The 18,600-nt window shown below is 40.9% G+C and carries 17 protein-coding genes and 1 pseudogene; 9 read left to right on the top strand and 9 right to left on the bottom strand.

What is annotated here, in order from left to right:
* Positions 1-333: 333 nt before the first annotated feature.
* From dhaK to ptsP, 3 genes are read left to right on the top strand one after another with little or no spacing between them, the layout of a single operon-like run.
* Positions 334-1,398 (top strand): dihydroxyacetone kinase subunit DhaK, encoded by a 1,065-nt coding sequence (gene dhaK, locus HRT96_RS00465; RefSeq protein ID WP_293150674.1) that lies wholly within the window; start codon positions 334-336, stop codon positions 1,396-1,398.
* Positions 1,399-1,409: 11 nt separating this feature from the next.
* The gene (gene dhaL / locus HRT96_RS00460; RefSeq protein ID WP_293150671.1) at positions 1,410-2,045 is read left to right on the top strand and encodes a dihydroxyacetone kinase subunit DhaL; all 636 of its coding nucleotides are present in this window, start codon (positions 1,410-1,412) and stop codon (positions 2,043-2,045) included.
* Between the two features lie 5 nt (positions 2,046-2,050).
* On the top strand, positions 2,051-4,507 hold the full coding sequence (ptsP, locus tag HRT96_RS00455) for a phosphoenolpyruvate--protein phosphotransferase (protein WP_293150668.1): 2,457 nt from the start codon (positions 2,051-2,053) through the stop codon (positions 4,505-4,507).
* 74 nt (positions 4,508-4,581) lie between these two features.
* Here ptsP and dhaR read toward each other — a convergent pair whose 3' ends face one another.
* Positions 4,582-6,507: a dihydroxyacetone kinase operon transcriptional regulator DhaR gene (gene dhaR, locus HRT96_RS00450; protein WP_293150665.1), complete on the bottom strand. Its 1,926-nt coding sequence runs from the start codon at positions 6,505-6,507 to the stop codon at positions 4,582-4,584.
* Positions 6,508-6,885: 378 nt separating this feature from the next.
* On the opposite strand from dhaR, the gene recR reads away from it, so the two are divergent.
* On the top strand, positions 6,886-7,488 hold the full coding sequence (gene recR / locus HRT96_RS00445; protein WP_293150662.1) for a recombination mediator RecR: 603 nt from the start codon (positions 6,886-6,888) through the stop codon (positions 7,486-7,488).
* A 297-nt stretch (positions 7,489-7,785) separates the two neighbouring features.
* Here recR and HRT96_RS00440 read toward each other — a convergent pair whose 3' ends face one another.
* Complete coding sequence (locus tag HRT96_RS00440) at positions 7,786-8,370, bottom strand: Fe-Mn family superoxide dismutase (RefSeq protein ID WP_293150660.1); 585 nt, start codon at positions 8,368-8,370, stop codon at positions 7,786-7,788.
* 328 nt (positions 8,371-8,698) lie between these two features.
* Here HRT96_RS00440 and HRT96_RS00435 point away from each other — a divergent pair, with 328 nt between their 5' ends.
* A complete protein-coding gene (locus tag HRT96_RS00435; protein WP_045110952.1) occupies positions 8,699-9,028 on the top strand; it encodes a Grx4 family monothiol glutaredoxin in 330 nt (109 codons plus the stop codon).
* Between the two features lie 119 nt (positions 9,029-9,147).
* On the opposite strand, the gene HRT96_RS00430 is transcribed toward HRT96_RS00435, so the two are convergent.
* The gene (locus HRT96_RS00430; protein ID WP_293150639.1) at positions 9,148-10,473 is read right to left on the bottom strand and encodes a Na+/H+ antiporter family protein; all 1,326 of its coding nucleotides are present in this window, start codon (positions 10,471-10,473) and stop codon (positions 9,148-9,150) included.
* A gap of 599 nt (positions 10,474-11,072) precedes the next feature.
* On the opposite strand from HRT96_RS00430, the gene HRT96_RS00425 reads away from it, so the two are divergent.
* Positions 11,073-11,390, top strand: coding sequence for a hypothetical protein (locus tag HRT96_RS00425; protein ID WP_293150636.1), 318 nt, complete (start codon positions 11,073-11,075; stop codon positions 11,388-11,390).
* 100 nt (positions 11,391-11,490) lie between these two features.
* On the opposite strand, the gene rnt is transcribed toward HRT96_RS00425, so the two are convergent.
* Positions 11,491-12,183 carry a ribonuclease T gene (gene rnt, locus HRT96_RS00420; RefSeq protein WP_293150633.1) on the bottom strand — a complete coding sequence of 231 codons (693 nt, stop codon included), beginning with the start codon at positions 12,181-12,183 and terminating at the stop codon, positions 11,491-11,493.
* 239 nt (positions 12,184-12,422) lie between these two features.
* Here rnt and HRT96_RS00415 point away from each other — a divergent pair, with 239 nt between their 5' ends.
* The 3 genes from HRT96_RS00415 (at position 12,423) to HRT96_RS00405 (ending at position 14,834) form a co-directional block, all read left to right on the top strand.
* Positions 12,423-13,304 carry an OmpA family protein gene (locus HRT96_RS00415; protein WP_293150630.1) on the top strand — a complete coding sequence of 294 codons (882 nt, stop codon included), beginning with the start codon at positions 12,423-12,425 and terminating at the stop codon, positions 13,302-13,304.
* Positions 13,305-13,330: 26 nt separating this feature from the next.
* Positions 13,331-13,771 carry a lactoylglutathione lyase gene (gene gloA, locus HRT96_RS00410; RefSeq protein ID WP_293150627.1) on the top strand — a complete coding sequence of 147 codons (441 nt, stop codon included), beginning with the start codon at positions 13,331-13,333 and terminating at the stop codon, positions 13,769-13,771.
* A gap of 496 nt (positions 13,772-14,267) precedes the next feature.
* On the top strand, positions 14,268-14,834 hold the full coding sequence (locus HRT96_RS00405) for an acetate uptake transporter (RefSeq protein ID WP_293150624.1): 567 nt from the start codon (positions 14,268-14,270) through the stop codon (positions 14,832-14,834).
* A 100-nt stretch (positions 14,835-14,934) separates the two neighbouring features.
* Here HRT96_RS00405 and nth read toward each other — a convergent pair whose 3' ends face one another.
* The 5 genes and pseudogenes from nth to HRT96_RS00380 all read right to left on the bottom strand — a co-directional run.
* Entirely contained in the window at positions 14,935-15,576 is a 642-nt protein-coding gene (gene nth / locus HRT96_RS00400; RefSeq protein WP_293150621.1) for an endonuclease III, read from the bottom strand.
* Positions 15,577-15,731: 155 nt separating this feature from the next.
* Positions 15,732-16,433: an electron transport complex subunit E gene (locus HRT96_RS00395; protein ID WP_293150618.1), complete on the bottom strand. Its 702-nt coding sequence runs from the start codon at positions 16,431-16,433 to the stop codon at positions 15,732-15,734.
* Positions 16,430-17,065, bottom strand: a complete 636-nt coding sequence (rsxG, locus tag HRT96_RS00390; RefSeq protein ID WP_293150615.1) for an electron transport complex subunit RsxG — start codon at positions 17,063-17,065, stop codon at positions 16,430-16,432. Before rsxG ends, HRT96_RS00395 begins: the two co-directional genes overlap by 4 nt.
* A 9-nt stretch (positions 17,066-17,074) precedes the next feature.
* Positions 17,075-18,124, bottom strand: a complete 1,050-nt coding sequence (gene rsxD, locus HRT96_RS00385; protein ID WP_293150612.1) for an electron transport complex subunit RsxD — start codon at positions 18,122-18,124, stop codon at positions 17,075-17,077.
* Position 18,125: 1 nt separating this feature from the next.
* A pseudogene (locus tag HRT96_RS00380) lies at positions 18,126-18,600 on the bottom strand (electron transport complex subunit RsxC); the annotation flags it as partial.

The raw sequence follows: 18,600 nt of genomic DNA, 5'->3' as shown, positions 1-18,600 counted from the left end.
TTTTAATGATTAGATTCAGCTTTAAGTAAACAATGCTGCTGCTTTCAAGCTTGTAATCAACTTAAATCAAACGCTGACAAAGGTAACTAAATCATTTGTTTTTAACATTTTATCCATGATGGCATGCACAAATAAGCATTTTTTTTACTATGTGAGAATTAATACTTTGAGATCAATCACGTTATGTTATCTGACATTAAGTTTTGTTTCATTTTGAATCCATTTTTTATGTTTCCCGTTTCAATTTGAAACAAATAAATAGCGGTTTGCAGTCCACGTTTATTTGTTGATACTAGGGTTAATATTTAAAAAGTAACCAATTGGAGCTATACAATGAAAAAATTAATTAACAAAATTGAAAACGTGGTTAAAGAACAGGTTGAAGGCCTTAATCTTGCTCACCCAGAATTAAAATTATCATTAGACCCACGTTATATATGGCGAGATGATGCTCAAGGAAAAGTAGCTTTATTATCAGGTGGTGGTAACGGACATGAACCATTACACGCAGGATTTATTGGCAAAGGTATGTTAACAGCTGCGTGCCCGGGCGAAATTTTTAGTTCACCAACGCCAGATCAAATGTATGAGTGTGGTCATAAAATTAATAATGATAACGGTATTCTGTTTATTATTAAAAATTATACTGGCGATGTGCTTAATTTTGAAACTGCGGTTGAGATGTTACATGCCGATGGTATTAAAGTCGGCTCAGTATTGATTGATGATGATGTTGCGGTAAAAGATAGCCTATATACAGCTGGTCGTCGTGGTGTTGCTGCAACTGTGTTGGTCGAGAAGATTGTTGGTGCGGCAGCGGAAGAGGGCTATAGCCTTGAACAATGTGAAAAATTAGCGCGACGTGTGAATAATATATCTCGTTCATTCGGGGTTGCTTTATCTGCTTGTGTAGTCCCTGCCGCAGGTAAACCGTCGTTTGTTTTAGCGGATGATGAAATTGAATTTGGTGTTGGCATTCACGGTGAACCTGGTATTGAACGACGTACTTATAAAGATCTAGACAGTTTGGTTGATCAGATGTTTGCAGAGCTAATTGATTGTCCGCCGTATACTCGAGAATTACGTGAATGGAACCGTGAGTTGGGTGAGTGGCAGGATGTTGAAGTGGTCACTGAAGAGTTTAAAGCAGATAGTGACTACATTGTATTGGTGAATGGTTTAGGCGGAACCCCTGGCTCTGAATTGTACGGCGCGTACCGCAGACTACACCAAAATTGTGAAAGTGCTGGATATAAAATAGCGCGTAATTTGATTGGCAATTACTGCACTTCACTGAATATGGAAGGTTTCTCAATTACGTTATTAAAAGCAGATGATGAAATCTTAAGACTTTGGGATGCACCAGTGAATACTCCTGCATTGCGTTGGGGCTGTTAAGGATGATGACTATGTATGTAAAAAAAGAGCACATCTTGGCTTGGTTAAAAGATTGCGCCGACATTTTTGTTGAACAGCGAGATTTTCTGACTCAGCTTGATACTGATATCGGGGATGCTGATCATGGTCTGAACATGAATCGTGGTTTTGAACGAGTCGCGGAAAAAATTCCGAGTATCGAAAAGCAAGATATCAGTACCATTATGAAAACCACTGGTATGACATTGTTGTCGAGTGTTGGTGGTGCGAGTGGTCCTTTGTACGGCACATTTTATATCCGCGCAGCGGGAGTTGTAACCGGCAAAGAAAAGCTGAACTTGGAAGAGTTTGTCAACATGCTTACTGCCGGTGTTGAAGGGGTTGTTTCCCGGGGTAGAGCGAACATTGGTGATAAAACCATGTGTGATGTCTGGTGGCCAGTAGTCGATGCCGGTAACGCTGCTATAGAGCAAGGATTACCGTTAGAAAAGGCGCTGGAATTGATGGTTCAAGCCGCGGACGAGGGCGTGATTGCAACGATTGAGATGCAGGCCAAGAAAGGTCGCGCAAGTTACCTTGGTAAGCGCAGTATTGGTCATCAGGATCCCGGCGCTACATCAAGTATGATGATGGTTAAGTCTTTGCAACGTATTGTTTCTGCGGGGTAATTAAAATGGTTGGTATCGTAATTGTCTCACATAGTCGACGATTAGCCGAAGGCGTTGTTGAACTGGTAACCCAGATGACACAGGGCAAATGTAATATCGCTATTGCTGGCGGTATTGATGATGAACAGTATCCTATCGGAACCGATAGCATTCGAGTGATGTCTGCTATCGAAGAGGTTCATGATGAAAGTGGCGTACTTGTGTTAATGGATTTAGGTAGTGCGCTATTAAGTACTGAGGTTGCTATTGAGCTGCTGCCACCAGAAGTAGCTGGAACGGTTCAGCTTTGTTCTGCTCCGATTGTGGAAGGCGCGATGGCGGCAGCCGTTGCCGCCGCGGCTAATTTGCCGATTGACATGGTTAGAGCCGAAGCGATGGGGGCTCTGGCCGGTAAACAGAGCCATTTGGGGGATGAACCTGACCCTGTGATGTCCGTTGCTACGCCAGCACCTGCCGTGGATGATGCTGAAGCGTTATCAACGACATGGGTGGTACAAAACCCGCACGGTATTCATGCTCGGCCGGCCGCACTGATAGTGACGACGATGGCTGCTATTGATGCGACCATTGAACTGGAAAGGCAGAGTGAGCGAGGGAATGCGAAGAGTCTGAATGCGATTGCAAAACTTAATGTACAGTGTGGCGATGAGATCTGTCTGTATGCCACTGGTGTCGAAGCTGATTTGGCGGTTACTGAATTTATCCGCCTGGCTAATAGCCACTTCGGTGAATCGATAGAGGCTGATATATCGCGCATTAATGACACATCAAGTCAAAGTATTACGTCATCTCAGGAAAAGGTGGAAGGGGCGCTGACCGGACTGGCTGTGTGCGCCGGTATTGTGACGGGGCCTGTGGTACATTTTGACGCCGTGATGCCTGCGATCCCGGTGCGTAATTTTGAATCGATTAAGATCGAAAATGCCCGATTGGATAATGCGATCCACAACGTGACCGAGCAGCTCGAGCAGCAGGCCAGCGATACTGAACTAACTTTAGGTAAGGAACATGCGGAGATATTTAAAGCTCACATGCTGATGCTGGCTGATCCTGAGTTGCTTATGGATGTCAGACTACGAGTAGAACAACATGTGATTGCTGAGCAGGCCTGGTTAGATACGACAACGGCCATGGCTGAGCAATACCGTTCATTAGAAAGTGCTTATATGCGTGAGCGTGAGGCTGATGTAATGGATATTGCTCGGCAGGTTATGCTGCAATTATGTGGAAACGGTCAGGGCGGTAGAATTGAACTTACTCAGCCATCCGTGTTGTTGGCTAAGGATCTGTTACCATCGGATACTGCCCAGCTAGATCCTGAAAAGGTATTAGCGATCTGTTTAAGTGGCGGAGGTAAAACATCACACAGTGCGATCCTTGCCAGAGCGATGGGCATTCCAGCCATAATCCGGGTTGAAAACTGTCTGGAGCTTGTTGAACCTGGTCAGGTGGTGACGGTTGATGGTTTTAGTGGTTTATTATGGTTGACGCCGACTGAAGATAAACAACAGGAACTTGATGAACACCGTCAACGCTGGCTTGATCAGGCTAATAATCAATTGTTAGCAGCGCAAGAGCCAGCGATCACCGCGGATGGTTATCAATTTAATATCATGGCAAATATTGGCGGATTAGAGGATGTTTCTGCTGCGCTTGATGCGGGCGCTGAAGGTGTCGGCCTGCTGCGGACTGAGTTTATGTTCCAGTCTCATGTTGAGCTGCCGTCAGAGCACGAGCAATATATCGTGTATCGTGATATTGCCGCGGCTCTGAGGGGCTTTCCGTTGACTATTCGAAGTCTGGATGTCGGTGGAGATAAACCACTGCAGTCGTATCCGATGACCGAGGAAGATAATCCTTTCCTTGGTCTGCGTGGAGTACGGCTATGTTTGGCTGATGATAAACTGTTTAAGGACCAGCTGAAAGCCGTGCTCAGAGCCGCTGCAGAGTATACGAATATTCAGTTGATGATCCCGATGATCGCGCTACCGTCAGAACTCAGGGCGGTTAAAGCCCTCATTTTAGTCTGTCGGGAAGAGCTAGATTTGCCTGAAGAAGAATATCCGTTGGCGATCGGCATTATGATTGAAGTACCAGCTGCGGTATTTAATGCGGATGAATTAGCGCTGGAAGCCGATTTCTTCTCTATTGGTACCAATGATTTGACCCAGTACGTAATGGCGGCAGATCGAGGTAATCCGGCGGTAGCTGAGCTAGTTGACTATAAACAACCCGCAGTGATTAATGCTATCACAATGACCTGCAACGCTGGTAAGAAAGCCAATATACCGGTTAGTATGTGTGGTGAAATGGCGGGAGATAGTGAAATGACCGAACTGTTACTTCGCTTGGGTGTGACTAAGCTAAGTGCCAGTGCAAGTATGATTCCGGCGTTGAAAGCCAAGGTTAGAAAAATTAATTATCATGAATCACGGGAGAATTTGCAGGTTCAACCTGCTTAATCAGATAGAATTAGGTTAATGTTTAAAAGGCATGAAATTTTATTTCATGCCTTTTTTAACGATTAGTTATGCGTCTACTTTACGCTAATATTATATTTTTTAAGTTTTCGCCACAGTGTGGTACGACTGATCTGCAGTGCTGCGGCGATGTCGTGGATACGACCGTCGAACACTTCACACGCTCTCTCGATTGCTTTTTTTTCCATTGCTTCAAGACTCTGGACATAAGGCGTTCCGTACATATCTTTTTCGATAGGACAGGATAAAAACTGGTTTGGTAGATCGTCGGTAGTGATCATATCGTCATTACGGTTAAGTACGATTTTTTCTATCTTATTCTGTAGTTCTGAAATATTGCCAGGCCAAGAATAACGATAAAGCACGTCAAGGGCGTCATCGTTAATAGATAAGCGGGTATTGTAGCGCTTCTCAAGTCGTCTTAACTGTCGCTGGATCAGTTCAATGATATCTTCTTTACGCTGTCGTAGAGGTGGTATATCGAGTTCTACTGCACTGATCGCGTAATACAACTGACGTCGGAATGAATCCTGATTTATATACTGCTCTAAGTCGGCACTGGTGCAGGAAATTAACTGAAAATTCACCGGTATCATTCGGTTACTGTTCGTGCGCATGAGCAGATTTGTTTTCAGTATTTGCAGTAGTGCAGATTGCATTTCAGTACATAAAAACTCAATTTGTTCTAGATAGATAGTCCCACCGCTAGCCAGTTCAAATTTTGATGCCTGACCTTCACCATCGTCAGTACCTAGTAGTTCTTTGAGCATATTTTCAGGCGTAATACTTTTGCAGTTGATCGTGATAAAAGGACCTTTATTTTTATCACTCAGATGGTGTATAGCCTGCGCGATCTTGTTTTTCCCCACCCCGTCTTCACCTTTTAATAAGATCGGCTCATTGGTTTTGGCGGCTCGTTTAGCGATGGTCTGAATTTTTTGCATTTTTTTGGAATTGGTGACCAACGAATTAAAACTCAGCTCGACGTTGCTACCTATGTGGCGCTGTGCAAAGCGTCGCATGGTTTCCAACGGATGCAAGAAAAGTAAAAAACTGCCATCGTGCAGAGGCCTTAACGTGACTAACGCTTCGATAAACTTACCCTGAGATTCAAAGGTGATTTCTAAGTGGGACAGTTTTAGACGTGCTTGAATACCTGATTTAATTATCGGTGGTAACAAGATAAGTTTTTCAAGTTGAATGCCGATAACACGATCTTTATCGAGATTAAACGTGCTCGCTGCTTGGTTGTTTATCAGGGTGATGTGTCGATCTTGATCCCAAGCTATTATGCCGTCGTCCATACACTCGAGTACCGCATTTCGCTGGCCTAACAGTGTATTAGCGTCGGATACATTCCTCTCCAGCTGCAATAATGTACTGGTTTCTTTCGCACAGGAAGCGATCAGGGCTGCATCAGATTGTTGATAATTTTCGACATGAGTAATGAGTAACAGACAGGCCGTGAGTCGTCCTTCGGTATTAAACACCGGTGCCGCATGAGTGCAGTATTTATGCAGATGCTGATTAAAATGTTGGGCAGCAAAAATGCTTGCTGGTTCATGCGTGTGCAGACTAAGACTGACAGCGTTTGTACCAACTCGTCCTTCGGTCCAGAAGGCTCCTTTTTTAAATCCCAAATCATTAAAATCGGTAATTATTTTGTCATTGCCCAGAATTGATAGGGTACAGCCCGTCGCATCAGTGACCAGCATCACACATGTTCTAGGATCTAACATTTGGTAGACATCTTCGAGTACGGTTTCTGCGATAGCAATAATCTCAGCGCTACGCTGAATGAATGAGCTTAGCGTACTACCCGAAGCAACGTTGGGTTTATGCCATTCATAAGGAGAAGTCTGGCGGATGCAGCGTTTCCAGGAGTCGAGGATGGGCGATAAGGTAAACTCTGCTGAAACCCAGCGATGTTTTTGGAAAAATTCCCAGCAAGTATGCGCACTTTCTTTCGTTAATTCTATCATTGTTGTCATAATATAATTGGTGAAAATGTCTGTAAATTAGTCGAATATTCAGAAATGTCCGACCTATCCAGCATCTAATGGTGACAAGGTGTATCAATATGAAATCATTGATGTTTTTATCTATTAGTATTCACTAAAATCTAACGCGCGTCTTAATGCTAGATCAAGGGATGTATTTTTTTTACAAAAATTTACGGTATTTCATCGTGGATTTAAAGTACCGATCATCAGTAATGCTTCCTACACAGGATTAAGGTATAACTCCTGTAGTCTAAATTGGCGACAAAAACAAATGTCAAAGCATCCGATTTAATGTAATATTGCGCTCAAAATAGATGTGAAACCCAGCTTGTTCTGGATTTCTTTTTGGAGTTATAAATGAAGTTCAGTCCTTTGCTAGATCAATTGATTCATGATCTACAGATTTTACCGGGTGTAGGACCTAAGTCTGCACAACGCATTGCGTTTCACATATTAGAGCGTAAGCGTGACGATGCTGTTTCTCTAGCGCATTCTTTAGAAAAGGCGATGACTAAGATTGGTCACTGTCAACAATGTAACACCCTGACTGAATTAGATATTTGCGCTATCTGTGTAAATCCTAAGCGTCAAATAGATAGAATATTATGTGTGGTTGAAGGACCTGCGGATGTAGCTGCAATTGAACAAACTAATCAATTTAGTGGTCAATATTTTGTATTGATGGGTCACTTATCGCCATTAGATGGTATTGGACCAGATGAAATTGGTTTAGATAAACTGGCTGAATTATTAGCATCAGGTGATTATGAAGAGCTTATTCTGGCGACCAATCCAACCGTGGAAGGTGAGGCTACTGCGTATTATATTGCTGAGATCGCACAAGAATATGGCGTGAAAGCCAGCCGTATTGCGCATGGTGTACCCGTGGGTGGTGAATTAGAATATGTAGATGGAACGACCCTATCCCATTCATTACTTGGTAGACAACTAATTAACTAACAATTTATTAACAATTAGTTGATTAGCTTAGTTAATTGATAAGTACAGGACTGTAAACATTAATGTTGTTGGGATAGACAATGTCAATATAGCTTTAAATGTACTACTAAAATTCATAGCGACCTCAGTCTTGAAAGTTAATTAATGACATCCTTGTCATTAATTTAATGAGATGGAGCATAACAATTTAGTATTAGTAATACTAGCTCAATAAAAAACCGATAGCTTGCACTATCGGTTTTTTATTCTTTTCTAACCTAAGATCAGCCCAAGGCTAACCTAAAACTAACAGGTTAATTAAGCTGCGAAGTTAGCGGCAGCGAAATCCCAGTTAGCGAGTGCCCAGAAACCTTTAAGGTAGCTAGGACGTAGGTTACGGTAATCAATGTAGTAAGCGTGTTCCCACAGATCAACTGTGATGAGTGGTGTAACACCAGCTTCAGTGATCGGAGTACCAGCGTTAGAAGTGTTAACGATTTCTAATTCGCCTTCAGTGTTTTTAACTAACCAAGTCCAGCTTGAACCGAAGTTGTTTACTGCTTTGTCGTTGAATGCAGTTTGGAATGCTTCGAAAGAACCGAATTTAGCGTTGATAGCGTCAGCTAAAGCGCCTTCTGGTTGGCCTTTTGCATTTGGAGTAAGGCTGTTCCAGTAGAACGTATGGTTCCATACTTGTGCCGCGTTATTGAACATTGGACCTGCAGAAGATTTAACGATTTCTTCTAACGTTTTTTCAGCAAAAGGTGTACCTTCGATTAGACCGTTAAGCTTAACCACGTAAGTATTGTGGTGTTTGCCGTAATGGAAAGAAAGAGTCTCAGCAGAGATATGTGGTTCAAGTGCATCTTGTGCGTACGGTAAAGCTGGTAGTGTAATACTCATAGGTATTTCCTTATTTATTGATAGCTAAAAGCTATCCATTGCTCATTATTGATTTAATTATGGGATGAATATTAACGCTAGTGTTGAATATATTCAAGTATTTGCGCGGAATTGTACTGTCCAATGAATAAATTGTAACTAGGGAAGTGATTTTTTAACAATTAGACTAAATATAAAACAAAATAACCCTACAAAATAACGGTGTTAACCGAGCTATAATTAGCATAAAATGACGGACTAAATTTGTATTTATATAATGCATTCTATGGTTAGAGTTTAAATAATTATAACTACAATAGATGTAAACGCTAAGATTTGTGAGGACACAATGGAAACTTTAGATAAAATCAAACAACAACTTGCTGAAAACTCAATCATCCTATATATGAAAGGATCGCCAAAACTACCTAGCTGTGGTTTTTCTTCACAAGCGTCACAAGCTGTCATTAATTGTGGTGAGCAATTTGCTTACGTTGATATTCTACAAAACCCAGATATCCGTGCTGAGTTACCTAAATACGCAAACTGGCCTACATTCCCGCAACTATGGGTTGACGGCGAGCTAGTTGGCGGTTGTGATATCATCATGGAAATGTTCCAACAAGGTGAACTACAGCCTCTAATCGCCGCAGCAGCTGCAAAAGCGAAAGCTGAATAACTGTTAATAGTGATTAAGTGTTCGTTGTGTTATAAGCGCTATTAATCGCTTGTAACCATAATCAGAATACGAAAAAGGGAAGCAATTGCTTCCCTTTTTAATACGTGTATTTTAGCTTGTTACAGTGTCACTGCAGCTATCCAACCAAAGATAATAAGCGGGATATTATAGTGGATGAACGTTGGGATCACCGAGTCTCGAATATGATCGTGTTGACCATCAACATTTAGACCTGACGTTGGACCTAACGTTGAGTCAGATGCAGGTGAACCGGCATCACCTAACGCTGCAGCTGTACCCACAAGTGATGCAGTTGCAAGTGGTGAGAAGCCAAACTGCAAAGCAAGTGGTACATAGATAGTTGCAAGAATTGGGATTGTAGAGAAAGATGAACCAATCCCCATCGTTACTAATAAACCTGTCACTAGCATTAATAATGCAGCCAGACCTTTATTATCACCAATGACACCGCCAATCGAATTAACTAATGAGTCAACCCCGCTGGTTGCTTTCATTACTTCAGCAAAACCTGATGCTGCGATCATAATGAAACCAATCATCGCCATCATATGGACACCGCGGGTGAACATATCTTGTGTTTCGTGGAACTTGATCACGCCACCTAGCGTAAAGATAATGAAACCTGTTAATGCACCAAGAATGATTGAGTTGTAGGTTAACTGCAGACCGAGTGCTGCAACAATAGCAACCATTGCCACGATGATATGGCGAGGGTTAAACTCAACTGGTTTTTCTTCTTTAGCGGTTAATTCGCTTTCAACAAAATATTCACGTGGTTTACGGTAGCTAAATGTCACTGCAATAATTAAACCAATGACCATACCTAACACAGGTAGTGCCATTGCTGTTAGTAATTGTTCAGCAACAACATTTGCGCCATTATCATTTAGATTCTTAAGCAGAATATTGTTTAAGAAGATACCACCAAAACCGATAGGCAGGAACATATAGGTCGCCGTTAAACCAAACGTGATCACACAAGCAACTGCGCGGCGATCTAGTTTTAATTTATTCATTACACCAAGTAGTGGTGGAATAAGTAAGGGAATAAAAGCGATATGAACAGGAATAACGTTCTGTGATGAGATAGCAACTAATAATAAGGTGAATAGTAAACCATATTTAAAGCGGTTAATTTGGCGCTGAGAATCCCCTTTACCTAAACGACTCACGATTTTTTTCGCTAATAGGTCAGTAATACCTGACTTAGAGATGGCAACGGCAAATGCACCTAACATGGCATAGTTTAATGCAATGGACGCACCACCGCCTAAGCCTGAGTTAAAGGCCGAAATAACTTCTTCTAAAGGTAAACCACCAATTAACCCACCTAAAAAGGCACTAATTGTGAGTGCTACAACCACATTAATCCGCATAAAACTGAGGATTAACATAGCTAGCACTGCGATAACTACAGGATTCATTTATCTACTTTCCAATGTTAATAATTCTATTAAAGGTAGTATATAAAACTATTCTGCATAAGATAAGTGAATTTTAAGTCTATTTATGGGTAATTATGCAGATGCAGTGAACTATTGCCGTTAAAAATGAAAATCCTTAACTATTTGATAGTTATTTTTATATTTATCATTTGTTGCGAAGAGTATTTTGAGTGCTAGCATTACTTTATGTATTTGGGTTTTTGTTCTTTTATTACTGTCCTACTGGGTTCTTTATAGGATTTTAATTAACTATATCTAGCGTTAACACCTAAATTGCACGGGAATGCGTTATAAAATAAATTTGTACTTATTAAGTTTTTATGGTGGATTTCTCGAATTAGAATCGGTGTGTTTAGGCTGCATTGTTAGATTTTTATGGTGTTTAATAATTCATGATTAATTTAGCGAAAATAAATAACAATAAAATCAATATTATTGTAATCAGCACTCGCTTTTATAGGTATTTCATCCTTAAGACTATTCCCTATTCGACTTATGTGAATAAATCTATCCGAACGATACATAAATTGGCTGAGCTAGTGACGTCACAGTGTCTACGTATATTTTTGGTCTCACTCATGTTGATTTCTACTTCCGTAAATGCCGGAGGTATAGAAAACGATAAACAGCAACATTTTATTGGCGAAACGATTATTTGCAGTGCCACTATGATGTACACCGAGAGTTGGTGGCAGACATTATTAGTCGGATTGTCTATTGGTGTATTGAAGGAAACGTATGATGCGAGCCAAGAAGGGAACGAGTTTAGTAAAAATGATATGGCCGCAAATATGTTAGGTTGTATTGCTGGGATCAGTTACGGTGCGACTGTGTTACATTTTCGCTATGAAAGTGAAACAGATACTACGATCATCGGTATTAAGGGGAAGTTTTAAGAAATAATACACATGTTAAATATTTTGCCCCTATTATAGTTACAACATTACGGGTCTCGAAAGATTCGCGATACTTGTTGTTACAAAGGGGCATAATGATTTATTCGCTGTCAGTGTTTAACGTGGCATCACTTACAGTTTCTAGTTCTGTTTCTTCTTCTGGAACAGGAAGTGGCCAACCGCCCATATCTTTCCATTTGTTCACAATATAGCAAAATAGTTGCGCAGTTTGTTCTGTATCATATTTAGCTGAATGCGCCTGTTTATGATCAAAAGGAATACCAGCAGCCACACATGCTTTAGCAAGAACGGTTTGACCAACCGCTAAACCCGCCAGTGTGGTGGTATCAAATGTAGCAAAAGGGTGGAAAGGATTACGTTTAATCTTTTCTCGATTCGATGCAGCACTTAAAAAAGCGTGATCGAAAGCCGCATTGTGTGCCACCATTATTGCACGGTGACAACCTGTATCCTTCAAGCCTTTACGAACCGCTTTATAGATCTCGGTGATCGCTTCGCGTTCAGGTACTGCACCACGTAGTGGATTAGTTGGGTCGATACCGGTAAAGTCTAAGGCCGCTTGTTCTAAATTTGCTCCTTCAAATGGCTCAACGTTAAAGTGTAAAGTATGCGAAATTTTAAGATAGCCATCTTCATCCATTTCAAGAATAGAAGCAGCGATCTCTAACATAGCATCTGTTTGTGCATTAAATCCTGCTGTTTCAATATCGATAACAACAGGGAAGTAGCCACGGAATCGTTGGCTAAAAGCTGATTTTTCAGTTGTGCTCATGTGATCATTTATTAGTGTTGACTTGTCTGGGATTATGCCATAATAATCGCATGTCCTCTAATCAACTTTGCGAATTTATTGTTAGTTGTCGGCATAATCAACAGGGAATGACATTTAGGGGCTTTTACTATCGTCGGTATTTTGAGATATGCTTAACTTTTTTAGAAAAGGGCCTCAAGTTATTTAATTCAATACCGATAAGTTAATATAGGCTCCGAAGAAACAGGATTTTGAACCGTATGAATAACTGCCAACATTTTATAATTGCTTCACTTGTTGCTTTCGGTTCAACGAGTGCTTCAGCTAGCATGAAAAATTATGCTGCTAATTATGAATTTTCACAATGGGAAAATAGTCGTTCTACGCCTGTGCAATGCAGTCTAAAGCATGATATTCCTCGTTATGGTCAAGCCATCTTTACTAGTCGCGCATCCAAGCTCATCAACCTTGATTTTGAATTAGACATGAAACGTTTGCCTGCACAAGCTGAAATGGCGTCGTTACGTTCGGTACCGCCAAACTGGAAGCCGGGCAGTGCAGCGAGAGATCTTGCCGATGTTAAATTATATCGCCAATTTTCGGGTTATGTGAGTGAACAACCCGCTTGGCGTATGCTTGACTCGTTAGATTCGGGTGATTATCCAACATTTTATTTTAGAGACTGGTATCGCGGCGGTGAATTTATTAGCGTTGGATTGTCTTCAGTGAATTTTCAAAATAAATATCAAGAATTCTTAGAGTGTGTTAGCAATTTACTCCCATACAGCTTGGATGACATTGCTTATTCAGTACTTGATTTTAATGCTGCAAGTGATGAATTAACACAGCAGAGTCAGCAACGGCTAGCGATGATTACCGAATTCTTACAATATAGCCCTGATATTAATGTTGTGGTTGTGGATAGTTATACTGGTAGTTACGGTGATGAGTTACAAAACTTAGAAACATCCTCGCTACGTGCCGAGAATATTAAGCAATATTTTTTAGACAATGGCCTTAAAAACCTAGAAATACAAACCAATGGTTATGGCGAAAAAAGCCAAATAGCATCGAATAGTAATATTATTGAGCGACAAAAAAATCAACGCGTTGTGATATCATTAGGACAACCGATTCTTTAATATCACTCAGCAGTATAGGACGTGTTATGCAATTTTTACATACTATGGTTCGTGTCAAAAACTTAGAAGCATCTTTAGATTTCTACTGCAATAAACTCGGTTTAATCGAAGTTAAACGCAATGATTATGAAGCCGCACGCTTTTCACTTATCTTCTTAGCTGCGCCAGGCGATGCTGAACAAGCGAAACAGACTTCTCGTCCAACGCTTGAACTTACTTATAACTGGGATGAAGAAGAATATGAAGGTGGTCGTAACTTCGGTCATCTTGCTTATGAAGTTGAAGACATTTATGTCACATGCGCAAATTTACAGGCTGCAGGCGTTATGATTAATCGTCCCCCACGTGATGGCTATATGGCATTTATCCGTTCACCGGATGGCATTTCTATCGAGTTATTACAAAAAGGCGACAAATTAATACCACAAGAACCTTGGGCTTCAATGCAAAATGTTGGTGAATGGTAACGCTGAGGTTACAGTGTATCAATCATCCAATAAATACTCGTGATTAAATTACGCTCCTTATTTAATCAATATAAGATAAAGTTATATTGATCAACGATCCTAGCTATTTAATATATAAGAACACACTTTATATAACCTATAACCTATAACGATATAATTACAATTCGTTATATTTAAAGGTAATAACTGTGAAAATAAAATATAACTTTTTTTCAATTTATTTTTATAACTTAATTCCGCCAACGCTTTAATATTAATTAAAATAACGGGTAAGATTAAAGTCCTTATATAACAGCTGGTTGGGTTGTGTTTATCGTTGTGTTTGGTTGTATTTTATACATTGTAATGAATGAATAATGCGTGGTGTTTAATGTTTTAACAAGCTTTAAATAGCTGTTTTTATTATTTTGGCGATATTTTAAACTGCATCTAATTGCTCTGTTAGAACTATTAATCTACAATCGCTGCTTCTTTATATTCCACAGGTTTTATATTAATGTCGACACAATTAGCTAATCCAGCACCGTTAGGCCTAATGGGCTTCGGTATGACTACCGTTTTATTAAATATCCATAATGCGGGTTTTTTCCCTATGGATTCTATGATCCTTGCAATGGGTATGTTTTACGGTGGTATTAGTCAAGTTATCGCGGGCATTTTGTGCTACAAGCGTGGTGATACATTTGGAACGACAGCCTTTACTTCGTATGGCTTCTTTTGGTTAACATTAGTTGGTCTGATTTTAATGCCTAAAATGGGCATAGCGGCGAGTCCAGCTGGCTTTATGGGCTGGTATTTATTGTTGTGGGGCTTATTTACTGCAGGTTTGTTTGTTGGTTCTTTACGTTACCCGCGTGCAAAACAAATCGTATTTGCTTCTCTAACCGCATTATTTTTCCTTTTAGCTGCTCGCGACTTTAGCGGTAGTGCAGTTGTTGGTGTGATCGCCGGTTATGTTGGTATTTTCTGTGGCTTAAGCGCAATGTACTTTAGTATGGCGCAAGTACTGAACAACGAATACGGTCGTGAAATTCTACCTGTTGGTAAACCTGTTTTTGCATAATAGCTAAAAACAGTACTAAACAGTAAAAAGCCGCGTTCAATGACTTGAACGCGGCTTTTTACTGTTATTCATATCCAAACTGCGGTTCTTAAAATTAAAGCTACTCTTCAGGGTATATTTTGTCTTTATACTCACAAAGATCTTCAATCAGGCAAGAGCCACAGCGTGGTTTACGGGCGATACAGGTATAGCGACCGAGTAAAATGAGCCAGTGGTGAACATCAACTTTAAATTCGGCTGGAATCACTTTCAGTAGTTTTGCTTCTACTTGATCAACGTTTTTGCCCATGGCTAATTTAGTGCGGTTTGAAACGCGGAAGATATGGGTATCAACAGCGATTGTCGGCCACCCAAATGCAGTGTTTAATACCACATTCGCAGTCTTTCTGCCCACACCGGGTAGTTCCACTAAAGCATCCAAATTCTCGGGTACAATGCCATTGTGTTTCTCTAATAAGATTTGACAGGCTTTAATGACGTTATTGGCTTTAGTGTTGTATAAACCAATGGTTTTGATATAGCCTTTTAGCCCTTCAACACCTAAGTCAAAGATCGCTTGTGGCGTATTGGCAACAGGGAAAAGTTTATTAGTCGCTTTATTCACGCTTACATCTGTTGCTTGAGCTGACAGCGTTACAGCGACGAGTAACTCAAATGCTGAAGAGAAGTTTAACTCAGTTTCAGGATGGGGATTATTATCACGCAGACGCTCTAAAATAATACGGCGTTTATCCTTGTTCATATCTTGATCCTATATGTTTTCATTTTCTGATGAAATGATTGCTCACTTATTTAATGCCATTGGTATAAAAAACCATACTGATAATCATAATTCAGTATGGCTCAAGTTGTTTACTATTATGTAAACTACGATTCTAGTTCTGGAATAATAGCGTATTAATTTGTTGCTGATTCAGTTTCTGCTTCCGGTTTAACTTCAATAACAGGCTGTGCTTTACGGCGTTTATCTAGCTGTTCATCAATGATATGCTTTAGAGCCATCAAAAAGCCCATGCCGATGAATGCACCGGGCGCTAAAATCGCGAGTAAGAAGCTTGTATCCGCATGAAACACTTCAATACGCAATACACTTGCCCAGTCACCTAACAATAAATCCATACCGTCAAAGAGTGTACCTTGACCTAACACTTCACGAATGGCGCCTAATATAATTAATACGCTTGCAAAACCCAGACCCATAAAGAAGCCATCAGCCGCAGAGGGTAAGACTTTATTACGTGATGCAAATGCTTCAGCACGACCAATAATAATGCAGTTGGTTACAATTAACGGAATGAAAATACCAAGTGATTGATACAATTCATAAACATAGGCATTCATAAGTAATTGTACTGTTGTTACAAATGAAGCAATAATCATGACAAAAATAGGAATACGGATCTCTTTTGGCACGTATTCACGTATCAGCGATATGGTCGTATTCGACGCAACAAGTACTAACAAGGTTGCAAACCCTAGCCCCATTGCATTGGTGACGGTTGCCGTTACGGCAAGTAGGGGGCAAAGCCCTAATACTTGTACTAAACCTGGATTATTTTTCCATAATCCTTGATAGATAATATCGCGATATTGGCTCATGATTTACTCCAACAAGAAGGCGCACTGCTTAGATCTGGGAACTGATCTGATTGATAAAAGGTGAGGATATTTTTCACTGAACTCACAACTGCTCTAGGTGTAATAGTAGCACCTGTGAATGAATCAAAGTCACCGCCATCTTTAGTAACGGCCCAAGTATGTGCATTCTCTTCGGTGAGTGTCTGGTCAACAAAGTCATCTAGCCAGTTTGATTTACGGTATTCCACTTTGTCACCTAATCCTGGTGTCTCATTGTGTCCAAGAATACGTACACCCGTGACTTTACCGACGGTATCAACACCGACAACGAGTTTAATATTACCGCTATAACCTTTTGGTGCAATACCTTCAATGGCGTAGCCCACTGGTTCATTATTTTTTGTTGCAGTGAAAATACGTTGTGGCTCAGATGTACCAAGCAGCGCTTCATTGGTCATTAATTTACAGCTTTGGAAAATATTATTGTCATGACTATCTTCAGGTAATAATTGATTAATAATTTTCAGTAATTGGATTTGCTCTTGTTCTGCAATACGGTCTTTCGTTACCGCATTCGTGATCGCAACTACAGAGGTACAAGCAAGGGCAAATAAGGCGAGTATTACACCATTTTTTCTCATTGATACGAACATGGTGATCTCCTATTTATGACCGTAAACACGGGGTTGAGTGTAATAATCTATTAACGGTACACACATGTTAGCGAGTAATACTGCAAACGCCATTGCATCAGGATAACCACCCCAAGTTCGAATCGCATAAACTAATAAACCAATTAATGCGCCGAAAATGAGTCGACCTTTTGGTGTTGTTGATGCTGATACCGGGTCGGTGGCAATAAAAAATGCGCCTAACATGGTTGCACCAGAGAACAGGTGGAAGATTGGCGAACCTACAGAATCAGGATCCCATAGGAAACCAATGAAGCTAATTACAAATAGCCCACCTAATAAGCCTACTGGGATATACCACAGGATTGCACGCTTACTGAGTAAATAAACACCGCCTGCGAGGAAGGCTAAATTAATCCATTCCCAGCCTAAACCTGATAACCAACTGAATTGTTCTTTGGCTTGTATCTCGCTAACCGTATGACCCATCGCAAGGCCAGTCTTTAAGGTATCAAGGGGGGTTGCCATCGTGATACCGTCAATATTTTGCATCAACTGATGTGCGGTATGACCGTCTAAGGTAACACCTGAAAAAATAACATTAAAGACATCCCATAACGATAATTCATAACCCGTTATTTCACTTACTGGTGGCCAAGTTGTCATTTGCAGTGGGAATGACACAAGCAACATTACATAAGCAACCATGGCAGGATTAAAGATGTTTTGACCTAAGCCACCATAAAGCTGCTTTGCAATACCAATCGCAAATACTGCACCCATGACACTAATCCACCAAGGTGCAAAGCCGGGTATTGAAATGCCGATCAACAAGCCTGTTAATAATGCGCTGTTATCTTTCACGCGATTGAGTATTGGTTGTTTACGTATCTTAAGAAATACCGCTTCAGTAATAATTGCAGTTAGACAAGCTAAAACAATATGGATGAGGTTACCGGCACCAAAAAAATACCATTGTGCGGCAATGCCTGGGATTGTCGCTAAAATAACGGTACGCATCAGGTTACTGGTGCTGCTACCACTGTGATTATGGGGAGAGCTTGTTAATCTAAATGCCATGTTATTTGTCACCAAGTTGGGCTAGTTTTTTTGCTTTCGCTTTTGCTTTCGCTTTTGCTTTCGCTTTTGCTTTCGCTTTTGCTTTCGCTATCGCTGCGGCAATAGCTGCTTTTTTGTTATCAACGGCAGGGGCAGGTGAGTCTGCTGCTGCTGCCGTTGTTTTCTGTTGCGTAGATGGTGTTTCTTTAGCTGCCGCTTTCTTTGCTTTAGCACGGGCTACGGCCGCAGCGATAGCGGCTTTCTTGGCATCGACGGCAGGCGCCGGTAGTTCTGTTGTCGATCCCGTTGCTTCACTTTGTGATTGTGCGGCAGCTTTTTTGGCTTTAGCGCGGGCGATTGCTGCAGCGATAGCCGCTTTCTTGGCATCGACGGCAGGCGCAGGCGGTTCTGTTATCGATCCCGTTGCTTCACTTTGTGATTGTGCTGCCGCTTTTTTGGCTTTAGCGCGGGCGATTGCAGCAGCGATAGCCGCTTTA

This window comes from Moritella sp. (genome assembly GCF_013215705.1).
In the GTDB taxonomy this organism is placed as follows: domain Bacteria; phylum Pseudomonadota; class Gammaproteobacteria; order Enterobacterales; family Moritellaceae; genus Moritella.
This window is presented reverse-complemented; position numbering and strand designations above follow the sequence as displayed.

Coding starts and splice junctions, on each gene's coding strand:
- HRT96_RS00415 (WP_293150630.1), top strand. CDS start 12,423: ATGAATAACTGCCAACATTTTATAATTGCTTCACTTGTTGCTTTCGGT.
- HRT96_RS00395 (WP_293150618.1), bottom strand. CDS start 16,433: ATGAGCCAATATCGCGATATTATCTATCAAGGATTATGGAAAAATAAT.
- HRT96_RS00425 (WP_293150636.1), top strand. CDS start 11,073: ATGTTGATTTCTACTTCCGTAAATGCCGGAGGTATAGAAAACGATAAA.
- nth (WP_293150621.1), bottom strand. CDS start 15,576: ATGAACAAGGATAAACGCCGTATTATTTTAGAGCGTCTGCGTGATAAT.
- dhaR (WP_293150665.1), bottom strand. CDS start 6,507: ATGATAGAATTAACGAAAGAAAGTGCGCATACTTGCTGGGAATTTTTC.
- HRT96_RS00440 (WP_293150660.1), bottom strand. CDS start 8,370: ATGAGTATTACACTACCAGCTTTACCGTACGCACAAGATGCACTTGAA.
- rnt (WP_293150633.1), bottom strand. CDS start 12,183: ATGAGCACAACTGAAAAATCAGCTTTTAGCCAACGATTCCGTGGCTAC.
- gloA (WP_293150627.1), top strand. CDS start 13,331: ATGCAATTTTTACATACTATGGTTCGTGTCAAAAACTTAGAAGCATCT.
- recR (WP_293150662.1), top strand. CDS start 6,886: ATGAAGTTCAGTCCTTTGCTAGATCAATTGATTCATGATCTACAGATT.
- ptsP (WP_293150668.1), top strand. CDS start 2,051: ATGGTTGGTATCGTAATTGTCTCACATAGTCGACGATTAGCCGAAGGC.
- dhaK (WP_293150674.1), top strand. CDS start 334: ATGAAAAAATTAATTAACAAAATTGAAAACGTGGTTAAAGAACAGGTT.
- dhaL (WP_293150671.1), top strand. CDS start 1,410: ATGTATGTAAAAAAAGAGCACATCTTGGCTTGGTTAAAAGATTGCGCC.
- HRT96_RS00405 (WP_293150624.1), top strand. CDS start 14,268: ATGTCGACACAATTAGCTAATCCAGCACCGTTAGGCCTAATGGGCTTC.
- HRT96_RS00435 (WP_045110952.1), top strand. CDS start 8,699: ATGGAAACTTTAGATAAAATCAAACAACAACTTGCTGAAAACTCAATC.
- rsxG (WP_293150615.1), bottom strand. CDS start 17,065: ATGTTCGTATCAATGAGAAAAAATGGTGTAATACTCGCCTTATTTGCC.
- HRT96_RS00430 (WP_293150639.1), bottom strand. CDS start 10,473: ATGAATCCTGTAGTTATCGCAGTGCTAGCTATGTTAATCCTCAGTTTT.
- rsxD (WP_293150612.1), bottom strand. CDS start 18,124: ATGGCATTTAGATTAACAAGCTCTCCCCATAATCACAGTGGTAGCAGC.